The 15916-nt window shown below is 69.4% G+C and carries 12 protein-coding genes; 6 read left to right on the top strand and 6 right to left on the bottom strand.

Going from position 1 to position 15916, the window contains the following annotated elements; translation table 11 throughout:
• Window positions 1-71: 71 nt before the first annotated feature.
• Genes Q9G87_RS17745 through Q9G87_RS17755 form a run of 3 tightly spaced genes read left to right on the top strand, consistent with a single transcriptional unit; the run spans window position 72 to window position 7536 of the window.
• The gene (locus Q9G87_RS17745) at window positions 72-623 is read left to right on the top strand and encodes a hypothetical protein (protein ID WP_305917476.1); all 552 of its coding nucleotides are present in this window, start codon (window positions 72-74) and stop codon (window positions 621-623) included.
• The gene (locus Q9G87_RS17750; protein ID WP_305917477.1) at window positions 623-2716 is read left to right on the top strand and encodes a flotillin family protein; all 2094 of its coding nucleotides are present in this window, start codon (window positions 623-625) and stop codon (window positions 2714-2716) included. The genes Q9G87_RS17745 and Q9G87_RS17750 overlap by 1 nt, the downstream gene beginning before the upstream one ends.
• Window positions 2713-7536 carry a DNA repair ATPase gene (locus Q9G87_RS17755; protein WP_305917478.1) on the top strand — a complete coding sequence of 1608 codons (4824 nt, stop codon included), beginning with the start codon at window positions 2713-2715 and terminating at the stop codon, window positions 7534-7536. The genes Q9G87_RS17750 and Q9G87_RS17755 overlap by 4 nt, the downstream gene beginning before the upstream one ends.
• On the opposite strand, the gene Q9G87_RS17760 is transcribed toward Q9G87_RS17755, so the two are convergent.
• A complete protein-coding gene (locus tag Q9G87_RS17760) occupies window positions 7533-7958 on the bottom strand; it encodes a MarR family winged helix-turn-helix transcriptional regulator (RefSeq protein ID WP_305917479.1) in 426 nt (141 codons plus the stop codon). The two genes, Q9G87_RS17755 and Q9G87_RS17760, sit on opposite strands and share 4 nt — an antisense overlap.
• A 102-nt stretch (window positions 7959-8060) precedes the next feature.
• On the opposite strand from Q9G87_RS17760, the gene Q9G87_RS17765 reads away from it, so the two are divergent.
• Entirely contained in the window at window positions 8061-9206 is a 1146-nt protein-coding gene (locus Q9G87_RS17765) for an FAD-dependent oxidoreductase (RefSeq protein WP_305917480.1), read from the top strand.
• Here the strand turns inward: Q9G87_RS17765 and Q9G87_RS17770 are convergent.
• Complete coding sequence (locus tag Q9G87_RS17770; protein WP_305917481.1) at window positions 9168-10046, bottom strand: dihydrodipicolinate synthase family protein; 879 nt, start codon at window positions 10044-10046, stop codon at window positions 9168-9170. The genes Q9G87_RS17765 and Q9G87_RS17770 overlap by 39 nt on opposite strands.
• Window positions 10047-10117: 71 nt before the next feature.
• Here Q9G87_RS17770 and Q9G87_RS17775 point away from each other — a divergent pair, with 71 nt between their 5' ends.
• The gene (locus Q9G87_RS17775; protein ID WP_305917482.1) at window positions 10118-10975 is read left to right on the top strand and encodes a LysR substrate-binding domain-containing protein; all 858 of its coding nucleotides are present in this window, start codon (window positions 10118-10120) and stop codon (window positions 10973-10975) included.
• Here Q9G87_RS17775 and Q9G87_RS17780 read toward each other — a convergent pair.
• Complete coding sequence (locus Q9G87_RS17780; protein ID WP_305917483.1) at window positions 10964-11554, bottom strand: TetR/AcrR family transcriptional regulator; 591 nt, start codon at window positions 11552-11554, stop codon at window positions 10964-10966. The genes Q9G87_RS17775 and Q9G87_RS17780 overlap by 12 nt on opposite strands.
• 81 nt (window positions 11555-11635) lie before the next feature.
• Between Q9G87_RS17780 and Q9G87_RS17785 the strand changes: the two genes are divergently transcribed.
• Window positions 11636-12589 carry a quinone oxidoreductase family protein gene (locus Q9G87_RS17785; protein WP_305917484.1) on the top strand — a complete coding sequence of 318 codons (954 nt, stop codon included), beginning with the start codon at window positions 11636-11638 and terminating at the stop codon, window positions 12587-12589.
• Here Q9G87_RS17785 and Q9G87_RS17790 read toward each other — a convergent pair.
• The 3 genes from Q9G87_RS17790 to Q9G87_RS17800 form a co-directional block, all read right to left on the bottom strand.
• Window positions 12579-13523 carry a serine hydrolase domain-containing protein gene (locus Q9G87_RS17790; RefSeq protein WP_305917485.1) on the bottom strand — a complete coding sequence of 315 codons (945 nt, stop codon included), beginning with the start codon at window positions 13521-13523 and terminating at the stop codon, window positions 12579-12581. The genes Q9G87_RS17785 and Q9G87_RS17790 overlap by 11 nt on opposite strands.
• Before the next feature lie 113 nt (window positions 13524-13636).
• Entirely contained in the window at window positions 13637-15076 is a 1440-nt protein-coding gene (locus Q9G87_RS17795; RefSeq protein ID WP_305917486.1) for an MFS transporter, read from the bottom strand.
• A gap of 43 nt (window positions 15077-15119) precedes the next feature.
• On the bottom strand, window positions 15120-15809 hold the full coding sequence (locus tag Q9G87_RS17800; RefSeq protein ID WP_305917487.1) for a class I SAM-dependent methyltransferase: 690 nt from the start codon (window positions 15807-15809) through the stop codon (window positions 15120-15122).
• Between the last annotated feature and the right edge of the window lie 107 nt (window positions 15810-15916).

Genomic DNA, 15916 nt, shown 5'->3' on the forward strand with positions numbered 1-15916 from the left:
TACCTTTACTCGCTCTTTATCTCGATATAGTCCGACACGGACATCACACGGGGGATGGGCACCGAGGCGGGATGGGCGAGTTCTTAAGCACCGCGCTGAGCTTTCCGACGGTCATTTTCAGTTTTCTGCTCGTGGTGGTCGCCGGTTATTGGCTGGTCGTCATCACCGGCCTCTTCGAGCTGGACGACGACGCCGCCTGGCTGGGCCTCGGGGGAGTCCCGGCCGGCGTCACGCTCTCGCTGCTGATCGCTCTGGCCTGGCTGCTGTGCCTGATCGGCAGCCAGTTCGCCACCGGCGGCCTGCTGATCGCCGTCCCCTTCGCCGCCGCGGGCGGAGCCTGGCTCGCCACCCGTGGCCTGGTGGTTCCGCTGCGCAGGCTCTTCCCTGACGGGGACAGGCACTCGCGCGGCGACTTCGTCGGCCAGATGTGCGTCATCCGCACCGGCTCGGCCACACACGACTTCGGCCAGGCCGAGGTCACCGCCGCCGACGGCTCGTCCGCGGTCGTGCAGGTGCGCACGACCGGACAGGACCGCCTCAGCCGCGGCGACAAAGCACTCATCTTCGAATACGACGCAGACGGCGAATTCTTCTGGGTCATGCCCTACGAAAGCGAGCTCTGATGGACGTCATCTCAACCGGCTTCGGCGTTTTCCTCGCCGTCATCCTGATCATCGTGATCGGCCTCCTAGTCCTCATCGCCCGCCTTTTCCGCAAGGTCGAACAGGGCAAGGCGCTGATCGTGTCGAAGGTCAACAAGGTCGACGTGACGTTCACCGGGGCCGTGGTGCTACCCGTCATCCACAAGGCCGAGATCATGGACATCTCGGTGAAGACCATCGAGATCGAGCGCACCGGCCGCGAGGGCCTGATCTGCCGGGACAACATCAGGGCCGACATCAAGATCACGTTCTTCGTCCGCGTGAACAAGACCGCCGAGGACGTCATCAAGGTCGCCCAGGCCATCGGCACCGCCAGGGCCAGCGACGAGGGCACGCTGCAGGCGTTGTTCAACGCCAAGTTCTCCGAGGCGCTCAAGACCGCCGGCAAGCACCTCGACTTCGTCGACCTTTACACCAAGCGCGACGAGTTCCGTGACGAGATCGTCCGGCTCATCGGCACCGACCTCAACGGCTACAGCCTGGAAGATGCCGCCATCGACTACTTGGAGCAGACCGCGCTGCTCCAGCTCGACAAGAACAACATCCTCGACGCGCAGGGCATCCGCAAGATCGTCGAGCTGACGGCCATCGAGCACGTCCGGACGAACGAGTTCCAGCGCCACGAGGAAAAAGAGATCACCCGGCAGAACGTGGACGCCCGCGAGGCCATCCTCGAACTGCAGCGCCGCCAGGCCGACGCCGAGATGAAGCAGAAGCGCGAGATCGAGACCGTCAAGGCCCGCGAGGAGGCGGAGGTCGCCCGCGTGCAGGCCGAGGAGCGGCTGCGCGCCCAGACTGCGCACATCAAGACCGACGAGCAGCTCGGCGTCCAGAACGAGAACCGGGCCCGCGAGATCGCCGTCGCCGAGAAGAACCGCGAGCGCGTGATCGCCATCGAGAGCGAGCGCATCGAGAAGGACCGCGTCCTGGAGGTCATCGCCCGCGAGCGGGAGACCGAGCTGTCGCGCATCGCCAAGGACAAGGAAGTCGAGACCGAGAAGCGGGCGATCGCCGAGGTCATCCGCGAGCGCATCGCGGTCGACAAGACCGTGGCCGAGCAGGAGGAGTCCATCAAGCGGCTGCGTGTGGTCGAGGAGGCCGAGCGCACCCGCCAGCAGGTCATCATCGCCGCCGAGGCCGAGGCCCAGGAGAACCTGGTCAAGGACATCAAGGCGGCCGAGGCCGCCGAGGCCGCCTCGAAGTTCAAGGCCCGCGAGGAGCTCGTGCTCGCCGAGGCCCGGCAGCAGGCCGCCGAGCTGGAGACCCGGGCCAAGATCCGGCTGGCCGAGGGCGTCCAGGCCGAGTCCGCCGCGGCCGGCCTGGCGCAGGTCCAGGTCAAGGAGCGCGACGCCGAGGCCATCGAGAAGGTCGGCCGCGCCGAGGCCTCGGCGCTGAAGGAGAAGCTCACCGCCGAGGCCGAGGGCGCCAAGGCCATGGCGGTGGTCGAGGGCGCACGGCTCAAGGCGCAGGCCGAGGGCGAGCAGGCGATGGCGCTGGCCGCGGCGGCCGCGGTGGGCGAGAAGCTCAAGGCCGAGGCCGAGGGTCTCACCGAGAAGGCGGCCGCGATCGCGGCGCTGGACGACGCCGGCAGGGGCCACGAGGAGTACCGCCTGCGCCTGGAGGCCGACAAGGAGATCCGGCTCAAGCACATCGACGTGTCGCGGCAGGTGGCCGAGTCGCAGGCGAGCGTGCTGGCCGCCGGGCTCGCCAAGGCCAACATCGACATCGTCGGCGGCGACACGATGTTCTTCGACAAGGTGGTCGGCTCGATCACCGCGGGCAAGGTGGTCGACGGTTTCGTGGACCACTCGCAGGTCGCCGGGGCGCTCGTCGGGCCCTACGTCAACGGGCAGGCCAACCTGGCGGCCGACCTCGCGAACGTGATCGGCGGCGTCCGTACCGAGGACATCAAGAACCTGACCGTGTCCGCCCTGCTCATGAGGCTCATCCAGGACGGAGGCCCGCAGTCGTCGGCGCTCGGCGAGCTGCTCGAGACGGCCCGCCGCCTCGGCGTGGCCGACTCGCCGGTCGCCGCGCTGGCCGGGGCGAAATGAGCACGGTTACTGAAGCTCGACTGGAGGCGGGAACCTACGAGGTCCTCAGGAACCGCCTCCAGGCCCAGGCCAAGAGCCTCGCGGCGGCGGCCGAGGCGCTCAACGGGGAGCGGCTGAAGGTCTTCGGCGGCGCGGAGCTGCGCCTGCTGGGCACGGAGCGGATCCGCACCGAGAACAACTGCGTCCCCAGGGACATCGTCTCCCTGGGTGACGTGATGTTGTTCGGCTACAACGTCTTCATCGGTCTCAAGCCCGAGACGGCGGTGGCCGACGTGTTCGCGGTGCACCGGTTCTCCAGGGACGGCGACGCCTTCAGGTTCGACGCCGACAAGCTGGAGACGCTGGACGACCCGGCGTTCAAGAAGGACTTCGCCGAGCTCTACCGCTACTACAAGGAGACCAGGCTCCAGCAGCTCAGGCGGGTGGAGGGCAAGCTGCTCGCGGTGTTCCAGACCGGTCCGGCCGACCTGCGGGTGCTGCGCTGGACGGTCGGGAACGACGGGATCCCGAAATATCTGGATAACCGGGGTGAGCGGGACCATGTCTTCCCGGCGTCGCACGACTTCGAGTGGACCGTCACCACCCGCGACGACCACGTGCTCGGCCGCCACCCCCACGTCTCGATCCAAGGGGAGGTGTTCGTCGAGACCGTCGGCGGCGACCTCACCATCAAGATCGAGGACAACACGGAGTCCGGCGCCGGCATCTACGCCGAGCCGGTCACCGAGGCGCTGCAGAGCCTGGCCGACGCCGACGTCGAGTACGCCAGGGTGGGGCCGCTGATCCTCATGCGGATCCGGCCGTACAAGGAGCCCGAGTGGCGGCACCTGGTCTTCAACACCCGCACCAAGGCCGTGATCAGGCTGGACGGCATCGGCCAGGCCTGCCAGCGCCTCCCCGAGGACCAGGGCCTGATCTTCCCTGGCGGCTACTACCTGACGACCGGGGTCAGCAAGACGTTCGACACGGACGTGACGGACCTGGAGTTCGAGCGGGTGGTCCGCTCGCCCAACGGCGAGGACGTGCTGTACGTCTTCCACTCCCGGGGTGACGGGCGCTCGCTGCTGCTGCCGTACAACGTGATCAGGAAGGAGGTGGCCAACCCCATCGTCTGCCACGGGTACTCGCTGTTCGACGACGGCACGATGGTGGTCTTCCGCGCCACCTCCGAGGAGCCCACCCGGGTCCACCCGATGCAGGTCTGGCAGACGCCGTACGTCTCCGACACCTACGCCGCCGCCCAGCCCGCCGGGACCGGCCCGCTGGAGCGCATCGGCAACGCCGAGCTCGTGCGCGGCATCTCCGACTGCCTGTCGGTCACCCGCATGGTCGAGGAGATGGCGCCGTCGGCCGGCACGTTCGAGGGCTTGATCGCCGCCTGCACGCGGGCCTTCGACTCCTACCACTGGCTCGGCGAGCACGGCCTGCGCGGGCCGCTCGCCGACGTCCGCGCCACCGCCGAGCAGGTGCTGGACGAGTACGAGAACGTCGAGCACCTCACTCGCCTGGCCGCCGACACGCTCGCCAAGGCCACAGAGGAGACCACCCAGCTGGTACGCCAGGCGCGGGCCGACAGCCCGGTCACCGCCGACGCCTGGGTGACCATGCTGGCCACGCTCCGTCGCGCCCAAGGCCGCCTGGTGACGCTGCGCGAGGCCCGCTACATCGACCTCGCCGCGCTGGACACGCTGTCCACCTCCGTGACCGAGGAGGTGGCCGCGACCGGCCGCCGGGCGGTCGCGTTCCTCTCCGGGCAGGACGCGTTCACCTCCTACCACGCGGCCGTCGAGCAGCTCGCCACCGACGCCGCCGCCATCGCCACGGTCGCCGAGGCCGCGCCCGTCGCCGAGCGGCTGGCGGAGCAGGCGGAAGGCCTGGAGGTGGTCACGGAGGTCGTCGGCTCGCTGGACATCGCCGACGCCACCGTGCGCACGTCCATCCTGGGCCGGATCGCGGAGGTCCTCGGCGGCGTGAACCGGGCCCGCGCCCTGCTCGACGGGCGGCGGCGCGAGCTGCTCGGCACGGAGGGCCGGGCCGCGTTCGCCGCCGAGTTCGCCCTGCTCGGGCAGGCCATCACCGGGGCGCTCGCGGTGGCCGACACCCCCGAGAAGTGCGACGAGCAGCTCGGGCGGCTCATGCTCCAGCTGGAGAACCTGGAGTCCCGCTTCGGCGAGTTCGACGACTTCGCCGCGCAGCTGTCGGCCAAGCGGGACGACGTCTACGAGGCGTTCTCGGCCCGCAAGCAGACGCAGCTGGACGAGCTGGCCCGGCGCGCGGACCGGCTCTTCGCCTCGGCCGAGCGCGTCCTCGGCAGCATCACCCGCCGGCTCGGCTCGCTGAGCTCGCTGGACGAGGTCAACACGTATTTCGCGACCGACCCGATGGTGGCCAAGGTCCGCTCGGCCGCCGGGGAGCTGCGGTCACTCGGGGACGCCGTACGAGCCGAGGAGCTTGATGGCCGGGTCAAGTCGGCGCAACAGGAGGCGGCACGGGCCCTCCGGGACCGCCTGGACCTCTTCTCCGACGGCGGCGAGACCCTGCGGCTCGGCCACCACCGCTTCGCCGTCAACACCCAGCAAATCGACCTGACGCTGGTGCCGCACGACAACGCCATGTACTTCGCGATCACAGGCACCGACTACCGCTCCCCCGTCCCGCCCTCCTTCGAGCACACCCGGCCCTTCTGGGACCAGCTCCTGGTATCGGAGACGCCCGACGTCTACCGTGCCGAGCACCTGGCCGCCTCGCTCCTGGACTCCGTCACGCCGGGCGCACCCCTGGCCGACCTGGTGCGTCAGGCCGCCGAGTCCCGATATGACGAGGGATACGAGCGTGGGGTCCACGACCACGACGCCACGGCCATCCTGGACACGCTGGTGCGGCTGCGGGAAGGAGCCGGGCTGCTGCGGTATCCGGCTGAGGTGCGAGCCATGGCCCAGCTGTTCTGGGCCTTCGGGGCGGACGAGGTTTCACGTAAAACATTCACCACCCGGGCCGTGTCGCTGGTCCGTGCGCGCACGGTCTTCGGCATCACCCCCACCCTGGGCTCCCTCGCCACCGAGCTCGGGACGTTGATCGCCGGCTTCATGGCGGGCCTCCGCACACCTGCACCGAGCCCGGCCGGCGTCGCGGTGGCGGGTGAGTATCTTGTCGAGGAGCTGGCCGGCAGCCCCATGGGCTTTGTGACCAGCAAGGCGGCGCGCGACCTCCTCGACGGTTTCCGCCACGCCCTCGGCCCGGTCAAGTTGCGCGAGTTCGAAGAGGACCTCAAAGCACTTGCCCTTCCCGAACGCCTGCAACTGGCCCACGCCTGGCTGAGCGCCTTCCACGAGGGCCCGGAGACCGCCGAGGCCATCGCCGTGCAGGTGTGCGGCGACCTCCCCCGCCACGACTCCAGCGCCGCCACCGCCGAGACCGTGGACGGTCTCCTGGGCACCCACCCCCGGATCAAGGACCGCAAACTCCACATCCAGCTGGACGAGATCCTCACCAGGACCCGCCAGTTCCAACAGGACCGGGTCCCCGCCTACCGCGCCTACCAGCGCAGCAGGAGCGAACTGGTCGAGGCGGAGAGAAACCGCCTGCGCCTGGACGAGTACAAGCCCAAGGTCATGAGCGCCTTCGTCCGCAACCGCCTGCTCGACGAGGTGTACCTGCCGCTGATCGGCGACAACCTGGCCAAGCAACTGGGCGCGGCCGGGGCAGGCAACCGCACCGACCAGATGGGTCTCCTGCTGCTCATCTCACCCCCCGGCTACGGCAAGACGACCTTGATGGAGTACGTGGCCAGCCGCCTCGGCCTGGTCTTCGTCAAGGTGAACGGCCCGGCGCTGGGCCACGAGGTGACCTCGCTCGACCCGGCGGACGCGCCCGACGCGACGGCGAGGCAGGAGGTGGAGAAGATCTCGTTCGCCCTCGAAACGGGCAACAACACCCTGCTCTACCTGGACGACATCCAGCACACCTCCCCTGAGCTCCTGCAGAAGTTCATCTCGCTCTGCGACGCCCAGCGCCGCATCGAGGGTGTGTGGAACGGCCGCACCCGCACCTACGACCTGCGTGGAAAGCGGTTCGCGGTGTGCATGGCGGGCAACCCGTACACCGAGTCCGGCCGGCGCTTCCGCATCCCCGACATGCTCGCCAACCGGGCCGACGTGTGGAACCTGGGCGACGTCCTGTCGGGCAAGGACGAGCTGTTCGCGCTGAGCTACGTGGATAACGCCCTCACCTCCAACCCGGTGCTGGCCCCGCTCTCGGGCCGCGACCGCGCGGATGTGGAGCTGCTCGTCCGCCTCGCGAAGGGTGACACGACGGTCCAGCCGGACCAGCTCAAGCACCCGTACACGAAGCCGGAGCTGGACCAGATCCTCAGCGTCCTGGCGAAGCTGGTCCGCGTGCAGGAGGTCGTGCTGGCCAACAACCAGGCGTACATCGCCTCGGCCGCCCAGTCCGACGCGGCGCGCACCGAGCCGCCGTACCGGCTGCAGGGCTCGTACCGGAACATGAACAAGCTGGCCGAGCGCATCGTGCCCGCGATGAACGACGCCGAGCTGGAAGCGGTGATCGACGACCACTACGTCGGCGAGGCGCAGACGCTGACCACGGACGCCGAGGCCAACCTGCTGAAGCTGGCCGAGTTGCGCGGCCGCCTGACGCCTGACCAGGCCGAGCGCTGGGTGGAGATCAAGCGGGCCTACCTCAGGTCCAAGGCGCTCGGCGGCGCGGACGACGACCCGATGGCCCGGGCGGTGGGCGCGATCGGCCTGCTCGCCGACCGGGTGGGCGAGGTCGGCACGGCCATCAGGGACGCCGACCGCTAATCACCGTCGACCAGCCCTGCGGTGGCCTCGCGTTGCAGGGCGGTCGACCGGGTGACGTAGTCGAGGATGACTTCGAGCTGGTCGTCCGTGTAGCGGTCGTACAGCTCGGCGAGCGCGGCCACGAACGGCTCGAACAGCTCGCCGAAGCCGGCCAGCCGCTCATGGTTGATCTCGACGATGACCCGGCGCCGGTCCTTGGTGTCGCGGATCCGCCGCACCAGCCACTTGCCCTCCAGCCGGTCGATCAGGCCGCTGACCGACGCCGGCGCCAGCCCGGTGTGCTGCGCGATCTCGCCCGCCGTCATAGGGCCGAGGCGTTGCAGCAGGTCGAGGGTCTTCTCCTCGGTCATGCCGAGGCCCATGCGCTCGCCCATCGCGGTGTGGTACATCACGGCGGCGTTGCTGCTGTCCCGCCCCGCCATGGCGAGTTCCTCGAACAATTTCTTTCGATGCTCCGAAATACCTCTCGACACAGGGCCCGCCTTCGTCATATATTTCGTTCGACCGAACGAAAGGTTACCATAATGAAGGCTTTGGTCATAGGTTGCGGCATCGCAGGCCCGGTTACCGCCATGGCCCTGCGCGAGGTGGGCATCGACGCCGAGATCTTCGAGGCGTACGGGCAGGGCGCGGAGAACGTGGGCTCCTTCCTCAACATCGCCTCGAACGGCCTGGCCGCCCTGCGCGTGCTGGGCGCGCACCGCCAGGTGCTGAAAACGGCCATCCCCACCCCGCGCATGGTCATGTGGAGCGGCTCGGGCAAGCGGCTCGGCGAGGTGGCCAACGGCCTGCGGCTCGACGACGGCACCGTGAGCCACACCGTCCAGCGTTCCGACCTCTACCGCGCCATCCGCGACGAAGCCGAGCAGCGCGGCATCCCCATCACCTACGGCAAGCGCCTGATCTCGTACGACGACCGCGGCGGCGAGATCATTGCCAGGTTCGACGACGGCTCGGAGGCCACCGGCGACCTGCTCATCGCCTGCGACGGCGTGCACTCGCGCACCCGCGCGATCCTCGACCCGCAGGCCCCGGCACCCCGCTACAGCGGCCTGTACAGCTTCGGCGGGATCGTCAAGGACAGCGGCCTCGCCGGCGAGCCCGGCGTGTACAACATGGTGTTCGGCAAGCGCGCGTTCTTCGGTTACTCGGTGGCCGAGTCCGGTGAGACCTGGTGGTTCGCGAACCTGCCCAGGCGGCTCGGCGACGTTCCAGAGGGCTGGCGGGCGGAGCTGGTCAGGGCGTTCGAGGACGACGCAAACGCCTCCGCCGAGCTCATTGGGCGCAGCGAGGTCGAGCTGGGCCTGCCGATCCACGACCTGCCGCCGGTGCCCGTCTGGCACCGTGGCCGGGTCCTGCTCCTCGGGGACGCCGCCCACGCCACCTCGCCCAGCGCGGGCCAGGGCGCCTCGCTGGCCATCGAGGACGCGATCGTCCTGGCCAGGTGCCTGCGCGACAGCCGGGATCACCGCGAGGCGTTCGAGCGCTACGAGGCCGAGCGGCGGCCCCGGGTGGAACAGGTCGTGGCGTACTCCAGGACGATCAGCAACAGCAAGGCCGCGGGCCCGGTCGCCCGGGTCTTCCGCGACCTGATGCTGCCGATCTTCCTCAAGAAGAGCGCGAGCCAGGAATCACTCGCCTGGATGTACCGCTACCAGGCGAGCCTGTGACACCGCCGCCTCGCCGGCGGGCAGGAGCGGCAGCCGCACGTCCGGGGTCGGGATCAGGCCCTGGGCGTGCAGCACGCCCTTGATCACGGTCGGGTTGGGCTCGGCGAAGAGCGCCGCCGAGAGCCGCGCCAGCCGGTGCCCGAGCGCCCGCGCCCGGCCCGCGTCCCCCGCCTGCCAGGCGCCGGCCAGCTCGACGAAGTCCCTGGTACGCAGCTGCGCCGAGGCCAGGATCCCACCCGAAGCGCCAAGGGCGAGCAGCGGCGAGATGAACGCGTCGTCGCCGCCGACCACCTCGAACCCGTCGGGCAGGTCCCCCAGCAGGTCGACCGCATCCTGATCGATCCCGCCCGCCGCGTACTTCACGCCGGCGACCATCGGATGCGTCCCCAGCCGGCGCAGCGTCGCGGCGCTCACGGCCTGCCCGGTCCGGTAGGGGATGTGGTAGATCACCAGCGGCACCGGCGTCTCCTCGGCCAGCGCCTCGAAGTACGCGACAACGCCGCGTTCGCCGGGCCGCAGAAAGTACGGGACGGTCACCAGGGCGGCCCCGACCCCCTCGGGCAGGCTGCGCAACGCCCGCGCCGTCGATCGCACGTCGTTTCCCGTCACCCCGACCGTCAGCAGCGCCTGCCGCTGCCGGCAGACCCGTACGCACACCTCGATCACCCGGGCCCGCTCCTCGGGGTCGAGCGCGGCCACCTCACCGGTGGTGCCCAAGGCGACCAGCCCGGCCGCGCCGTCGTCGAGCACCTGGTGAGCGAGCTTCTCGATCGCCTCTACAGCCACCTCATCCGCCGTGTTGAACGGGGTGACCAGCGGCACATGGATTCCTCTCAACATGCTTTGAGCCTGACCCGACGCAACCCGTTAGGTCCAGTTCGGATTCCTAAGTTCAAGCGTAAGCTGAGCTTATGCTCGACCCGCGTAAGCTCCTCCTCCTCCGCGAACTGGCCAGGCGCGGCACGATCGCCGCGGTCGCGGAGGCGGTCACCTTTACGCCGTCGGCCGTCTCCCAGCAGCTCAGCGCGCTGGAGCGGGAGGCCGGCGTGCCGCTGCTCGAACGCACAGGACGCACTGTGACGCTGACCCCGGCGGGCCACCTGCTCGTCGAGCACGCGCAGGCAGTGCTCGAACAGCTCGAGCGTGCCTCGGCCGCACTCGCCGCCGTGCGTGGCGGGCCGTCGGGTCCGCTGCGGATCGGCGCGTTCCCGACGGCGGCCCGCGTGCTCCTACCCGGCGCCCTCGCCGCCCTCACGGCGGCCCACCCGGGGCTGGAGCCGATGGTCGCCGAGATCGACCCCGCCGACGTCTCGGCCGCGCTGCGGGCGGGGGAGCTGGATGTGGCGCTCGTGCACGACTATGACTTCGTCCCGCCGGTCACCGACGCCGCCATCGAGACCGAGCCGCTGTTCAGCGAGCCGATGTACCTGACCGACCGAGCCTCGATCGCCGACGCTCGCGACGACTCGTGGATCATGAACAAGCCCGGCACCCTCTGCCACACCATGGCGATCAGGGCATGCCAGGCGGCCGGCTTCGAGCCGCGCGTCAGGCACCACATCGACGACTTCGACACCATCCTGGCCTTCGCGGCAGCCGGCCAGGGCGTCGCACTCGTGCCGCGCCTGGCCGCGACCTCGCCCCCGCCCGGGGTCACACTCACCCGCCTGCCGCTGAGCCGCCGCACGCTGGCGGCCTTCCGGAGGGGGTACGGCGAGCACCCCGCGATCAGAGCGGCTGTGGCCGCTCTCCGCCAGTCAGCCCTCTGACGAGCCGCCGCCCATCAGCCCTTTGACGAGATCGGCGTAGCTGGCGGCGAGCCTCTCGTGCTCTCCCGCCCGCAGCCGGCTCGCGATCGGCTCCATGTGCAGCACACCGAGCAACATGTGCGCGATCTGCTCGGCGTCCACGTCGGGCCGCCCCGCCGCGATCAACTCCGACACGTGCCGATGCCAGAACACGTAGATCGGGTTGTCCTCCCTGGCCGTCTTACCGGTGACCTGGGCGTGCTCGTGCGCCGCCATGAGGTTCCCGTTGCGTGCCGCCAGCACGGCCACCGCCTCGAAAAACGCCACCAGCCGCACCACCGGCGGCGCCCCCGGGCCGAGCGGCGGCGGCCCGTCAGTGACGGCCTGCTCCAGCTCGCGGGCCCGCTCACCCATGAGCTCCAGCAAGAGCCCCGTACGGCTCCCGAACCGGTGGAAAACCGTCCCCTTGCCGACACCGGCGGCGGCCGCCACACGCTCGACGGAGACCTGCTCGGGCGGGTGCCGCCGCAGCAGCTCCTCGGCCGCCCGCAGGATCGCCTGCCTGTTGCGCGCGGCATCGGCCCGCTCCCGACGTTCCATCCGGTCATTCTTTCGTATGGACAAAGTTGACCAGCGGTCCATATATTAACTGGACCACTGGTTCAGTTTAGGAGAGAAGCCATGCGTGCTGTCGTCCTGTCCAAGACAGGCGGTCCGGAGCGTCTCCAGATGGCCGACCTGCCGCGTCCCCGACCAGGGGAAGGCCAGGTGCTCGTCCGCGCCCAGGCCATCGGCGTGAGCTACGCCGAGACCCAGATCAGGGCCGGCACGCTGCCGTTCCCGCTCGCGCTGCCCGAAGTGATCGGCGCGGAGGCGGTTGGCGAGGTGGTCGAGGTAGGCCCGGGCGTCGACGAGAAGGTGCTCGGGACCACGCTGGTGGGCGTGACCGGCGGCGTCGGGGCCTACGCGGAGTACGTGGTCCTGCCTGCCGCCATGGCGTGCCCGGTACCGGACGGTGTGTCACCCGTCGAAGCGGTGGCGGTGGCGGCGCCCGGCTCGATCGCCCTCGCCCTCCTCCACCGGGCGCGCCTCGACGGCACGGAGACCGTGTTGGTGGAGGCGGGCACCAGCGCGGTGGGCGGCTATCTGGTGCAGCATGCGAAGGAGTACGGTGCCGGGCGGGTGATCGCCACGGCCGGCTCGTCCGCCAAGCGGGAACGAGCCGTCACGCTGGGCGCCGACATCGCCATCGACCACAGCACAGCCGGCTGGCCCGCGGAGCTGCCGGACGTGGACGTGGTCTTCGAGTCCATCGCCGGGACGACGGCCAGACAAGTGCTCGACCGCCTCACCCCGGGTTCGGGCCGCATGCTCTACTACGGGCTGCTGAGCGGGGAACCTCCCGCCATCACGGCCGCCGACCTCTTGGAACGCGGCGTGACGCTGACGGGCTGCAGCGGTCCGGCCTGGGCCGCGGCGGCGTTCGGCACCCACTATCCGGAGATGCTGGCCCGGCTGGCGTCGGGACGCAGCCAGGCCTTCATCGACCGCACGCTGCCGCTTGAGGAGGCCGCGCAGGCCCACCGCCTCCTGGAGAGCCGCGCGGCCACAGGCCGGATTCTGCTCATTCCGTGAGCACGGCCTTGAGCACGGCTCTGGAGCTGGCCGTGTCACCGTCGTATTCGCCCGCCGTCACGGCCACGACCAGCTCTTCCCCGGGGAGGACGAGCAGCTCCTGCCCGCCGTTCCCGATGCCCTTGACGTGGGGACGGTCGCCGGTGACCAGATACCACTGGTAGCCGTACTCGAACCCCTCGGCGATGTTCACCCGCGGCCGGAGCATCTCCTGGAGCCATTCGCCCGGCACGATCCCGCGGCCGCCGTCGAGCACGAGCTGCCCGATGGCGGCCAGGTCGACCGGCCGCAGCCGGATCCCGGCCGCAGCCGACACCACCCCGTGCATTCCCTTGGACCAGTCGAAGTCGGTGATCCCGAGCGGCCGGAAGAGCGCCGTGGCGGCGTAGTCCTCCAAGGGCTGCCCCGTCCCGCGCGCGATGATCCCACCGAGCAGCGCGGTCGCGCCCCCGCAATAGTGCCAGAACTTTCCCGCCTCCTCGACGACCGGCCGCTCCAGAACATAGCGGTAGCGGTCGGGGGCGAACTCCATCGCGATCTCGCTGTTGGCCGTGCTCGTGTAGGGGGCGTCCTCGTTCCATTCGAGTCCGAGCGTCATGGTGATCGCATGCTCGACGGTGAGATGAGCCTTCTCCGGATCCTCCACCAAATCCCGATATTCCGGAAACTGCGCCACCAGCCCCGCCCCCGGCTCCGGTACCAGCCCATCGCCCAGCGCGATGCCGTACAGCAGCGCCACGATGCTCTTGGAGACCGACCGCATGTCGTGCAACGTGTCTCGATCGAACACGACATGCCCCAGTGAATCACCCAGCCGGTAATCGACCCCCGCCCCGTAACGCTCGAGAACGACCTCCCCACCCCGCATCACCACGAGCCCGTGGAAGCCAGGCGCCCCACCCGCCTGCAGTACCTCATCAACTCGCTCCGCCATCTCCACGATGTTCCTCCTCGAAGTAGGTACATCTGGCATACCTCCTCACACAGTGTCAGGCTCAAGCTCGTTTCCAGCCCGGCAAGGGCGCTGCAGCACGCAAGAGCTCAAGGTCATGCGGCCCGCGTCACCCCGGCGGTCGTCAGCGGCGCCGCGATGGCCTCCAGCCCCTTCCGCTCGGCCTTGACCCCGAGGAACAGCTCGACCAGCCCACCGGCGATCATCACCAGCGCGCCGATGGTGAATGCGAGCGCGGTGTCGCCGGGCACGCCGGTCTCCACGAGCGAGGCGAAGATCAGTGGACCCGCGATGCCGCCGCCGGCCGTGCCGATCGCGAAGAAGAACGCGATGGCCATGGCCCTGGTCTCCATCGGGAAGATCTCGCTGACAGTCAGGTACGCGGAACTCGCCCCCGCCGAGGCCACGAACAGCACCGCCGACCAGCATGCGGTCAACGTGACCGCGGTGAGCGCGCCCTCGTTGAACAGCCAGGCTGTGCCGAGCAGCAGCAGCCCCGACCCGATGTAGGTGGCCGAGATCATGGGGATCCTGCCGACGGTGTCGAAGAGGTGGCCGAGCAGCAGCGGGCCGAGGAAGTTCCCCATCGCGATGACCGCGAAGTAGTAGCCGGTGTTCGTGTCGATCTTGTAGAACGTGGACAGGATCTGCGCGTACCCGAACGTGATCGCGTTGTAGAGGAACGCCTGCCCGATGAAGAGGGAGAAACCGAGCACGGTCCGTTTGGGGTAGAGCGCGAACATCGTGTGCGCGATCCTGATGAACCCGATCGACTTGCGCTGGTGCACGGTCATCGACTGATCGGGCTCAGGCAGGTCCTTGCCGATCTCCCGCTCGATCTGGTCGACGATCTCCTCGGCCTCCCTGTCCCGGCCGTGGATGAACAACCAGCGCGGGCTCTCCGGCACGTGCCGCCGGACCAGCAGGATCGCCAGCCCCAGCACCACGCCGAGACCGAACGCGACCCGCCAGCCGATGTTCACGGGCAGGTCGTTCAGCAGCGGCACGGTCAGCAGCGCGCCACCCGCCGCGCCGAGCCAGTAGCTGCCGTTGATGATGATGTCGATGCGCCCCCGGTGCCGGCTCGGGATGAGCTCGTCGATGGCCGAGTTGATGGCCGCGTACTCGCCGCCGATGCCGAACCCCGTCATGAACCTGAACAGGAAGAACCACCACGCGCTGAACGAGAACGCCGTCATCAGCGTCGCCACCAAGTAGACGATCAGCGTGATGATGAACAGCTTCTTCCTGCCGAACCTGTCGGTCAGCCAGCCGAAGAACAGCGCCCCCGAGCAGGCCCCCGCCACGTAGAGTGCCGCGGCCAGGCCCGCGACCTGCGCTTGGGTGATGTCCACGCCGCTGCCCGGCTTGGCCAGCTGGGCGGACAGGTTTCCGACGATGGTGACCTCGAGCCCGTCGAGTATCCAGACGGTGCCGAGACCCATGACGATCATCCAGTGCCACCGAGACCACGGCAACCGGTCCAGCCGCGCGGGCACCTTGGTGCTGATCGTGCCGGTTTCCACGTCGCTCATGGAGAGCCATGGATACCCAGCGGACCGGCGGCAAACGTTTCTCTCAGGAAGGTTTGCGAGCTTCGAGAATGTCCGTGCGGAACCACGGGCCGCCGTGCCAGAAGCGCCAGCCGGCGTCGCGGTGACGGACGTCCACGACGCCGAGCCCGCGTAACGCGGTCTCGTACGCGGGCGTGTGCCGGGAGTCGGCGATCAGCATTAGCCCGCCGGGCCGCAACACGCGGTGCGCCTCGCTGATGACCCGCTCGCGCCCCTGCGCGTCGTGAATCTTGTGGATGGCCAGGCTGGACACGACCACGTCGAAGGCGTCGTCACCGAACGGCAGGTCGCGCAGGTCGCCCGTGACCAGTTCGACGCGGTCCTCGACGCCTTCGGCCGCGGCGTTCGACCTGGTCGCCGACTGCCCGTTGGCGGACTGGCCCCGTCCACTGGAGCCCGGCCACAGATCGACACCCGTCGCTCGGCCGGTGTCCAGTCGCTCGGCCGCCAGGAGCAGCACCGCGCCCCGCCCGCAGCCGAGATCGAGCAGCCGCTCATCGCCGCCCAGCCGCTGGAGCTCCTCGGCCCAGACGGCGAACTTGCCGCGCCGCGTCGTGTAGAGGTAACTGACCGCACTGGCCACGGTGTAGAGCGCGCCGAACAGGAACACGACGCCCGCCGCCAGGATGTCCACGGCGAACGAGATCACGGCCAGGGCGACCAGCACGATCGCGCCGAAAAGCAAACCCACCATGGCCCACGGAGCGTCCAACCCATAGCTACCGTGTCGTTTGCGCACATTCACGTTATATCTCAAGGAGGTCTTGACGGTGACTTGACCGACACCTTCCCCTTCGCACC

This window comes from Nonomuraea turcica (assembly GCF_030718205.1).
Lineage (GTDB): Bacteria > Actinomycetota > Actinomycetes > Streptosporangiales > Streptosporangiaceae > Nonomuraea.

Excerpts from the sequence above, each read along its gene's own strand:
- Q9G87_RS17745 (WP_305917476.1), top strand. The coding sequence starts at position 72 with ATGGGCGAGTTCTTAAGCACCGCGCTGAGCTTTCCGACGGTCATTTTC.
- Q9G87_RS17750 (WP_305917477.1), top strand. The coding sequence starts at position 623 with ATGGACGTCATCTCAACCGGCTTCGGCGTTTTCCTCGCCGTCATCCTG.
- Q9G87_RS17755 (WP_305917478.1), top strand. The coding sequence starts at position 2,713 with ATGAGCACGGTTACTGAAGCTCGACTGGAGGCGGGAACCTACGAGGTC.
- Q9G87_RS17760 (WP_305917479.1), bottom strand. The coding sequence starts at position 7,958 with ATGGCGGGGCGGGACAGCAGCAACGCCGCCGTGATGTACCACACCGCG.
- Q9G87_RS17765 (WP_305917480.1), top strand. The coding sequence starts at position 8,061 with ATGAAGGCTTTGGTCATAGGTTGCGGCATCGCAGGCCCGGTTACCGCC.
- Q9G87_RS17770 (WP_305917481.1), bottom strand. The coding sequence starts at position 10,046 with ATGTTGAGAGGAATCCATGTGCCGCTGGTCACCCCGTTCAACACGGCG.
- Q9G87_RS17775 (WP_305917482.1), top strand. The coding sequence starts at position 10,118 with ATGCTCGACCCGCGTAAGCTCCTCCTCCTCCGCGAACTGGCCAGGCGC.
- Q9G87_RS17780 (WP_305917483.1), bottom strand. The coding sequence starts at position 11,554 with ATGGAACGTCGGGAGCGGGCCGATGCCGCGCGCAACAGGCAGGCGATC.
- Q9G87_RS17785 (WP_305917484.1), top strand. The coding sequence starts at position 11,636 with ATGCGTGCTGTCGTCCTGTCCAAGACAGGCGGTCCGGAGCGTCTCCAG.
- Q9G87_RS17790 (WP_305917485.1), bottom strand. The coding sequence starts at position 13,523 with ATGGCGGAGCGAGTTGATGAGGTACTGCAGGCGGGTGGGGCGCCTGGC.
- Q9G87_RS17795 (WP_305917486.1), bottom strand. The coding sequence starts at position 15,076 with ATGAGCGACGTGGAAACCGGCACGATCAGCACCAAGGTGCCCGCGCGG.
- Q9G87_RS17800 (WP_305917487.1), bottom strand. The coding sequence starts at position 15,809 with ATGGTGGGTTTGCTTTTCGGCGCGATCGTGCTGGTCGCCCTGGCCGTG.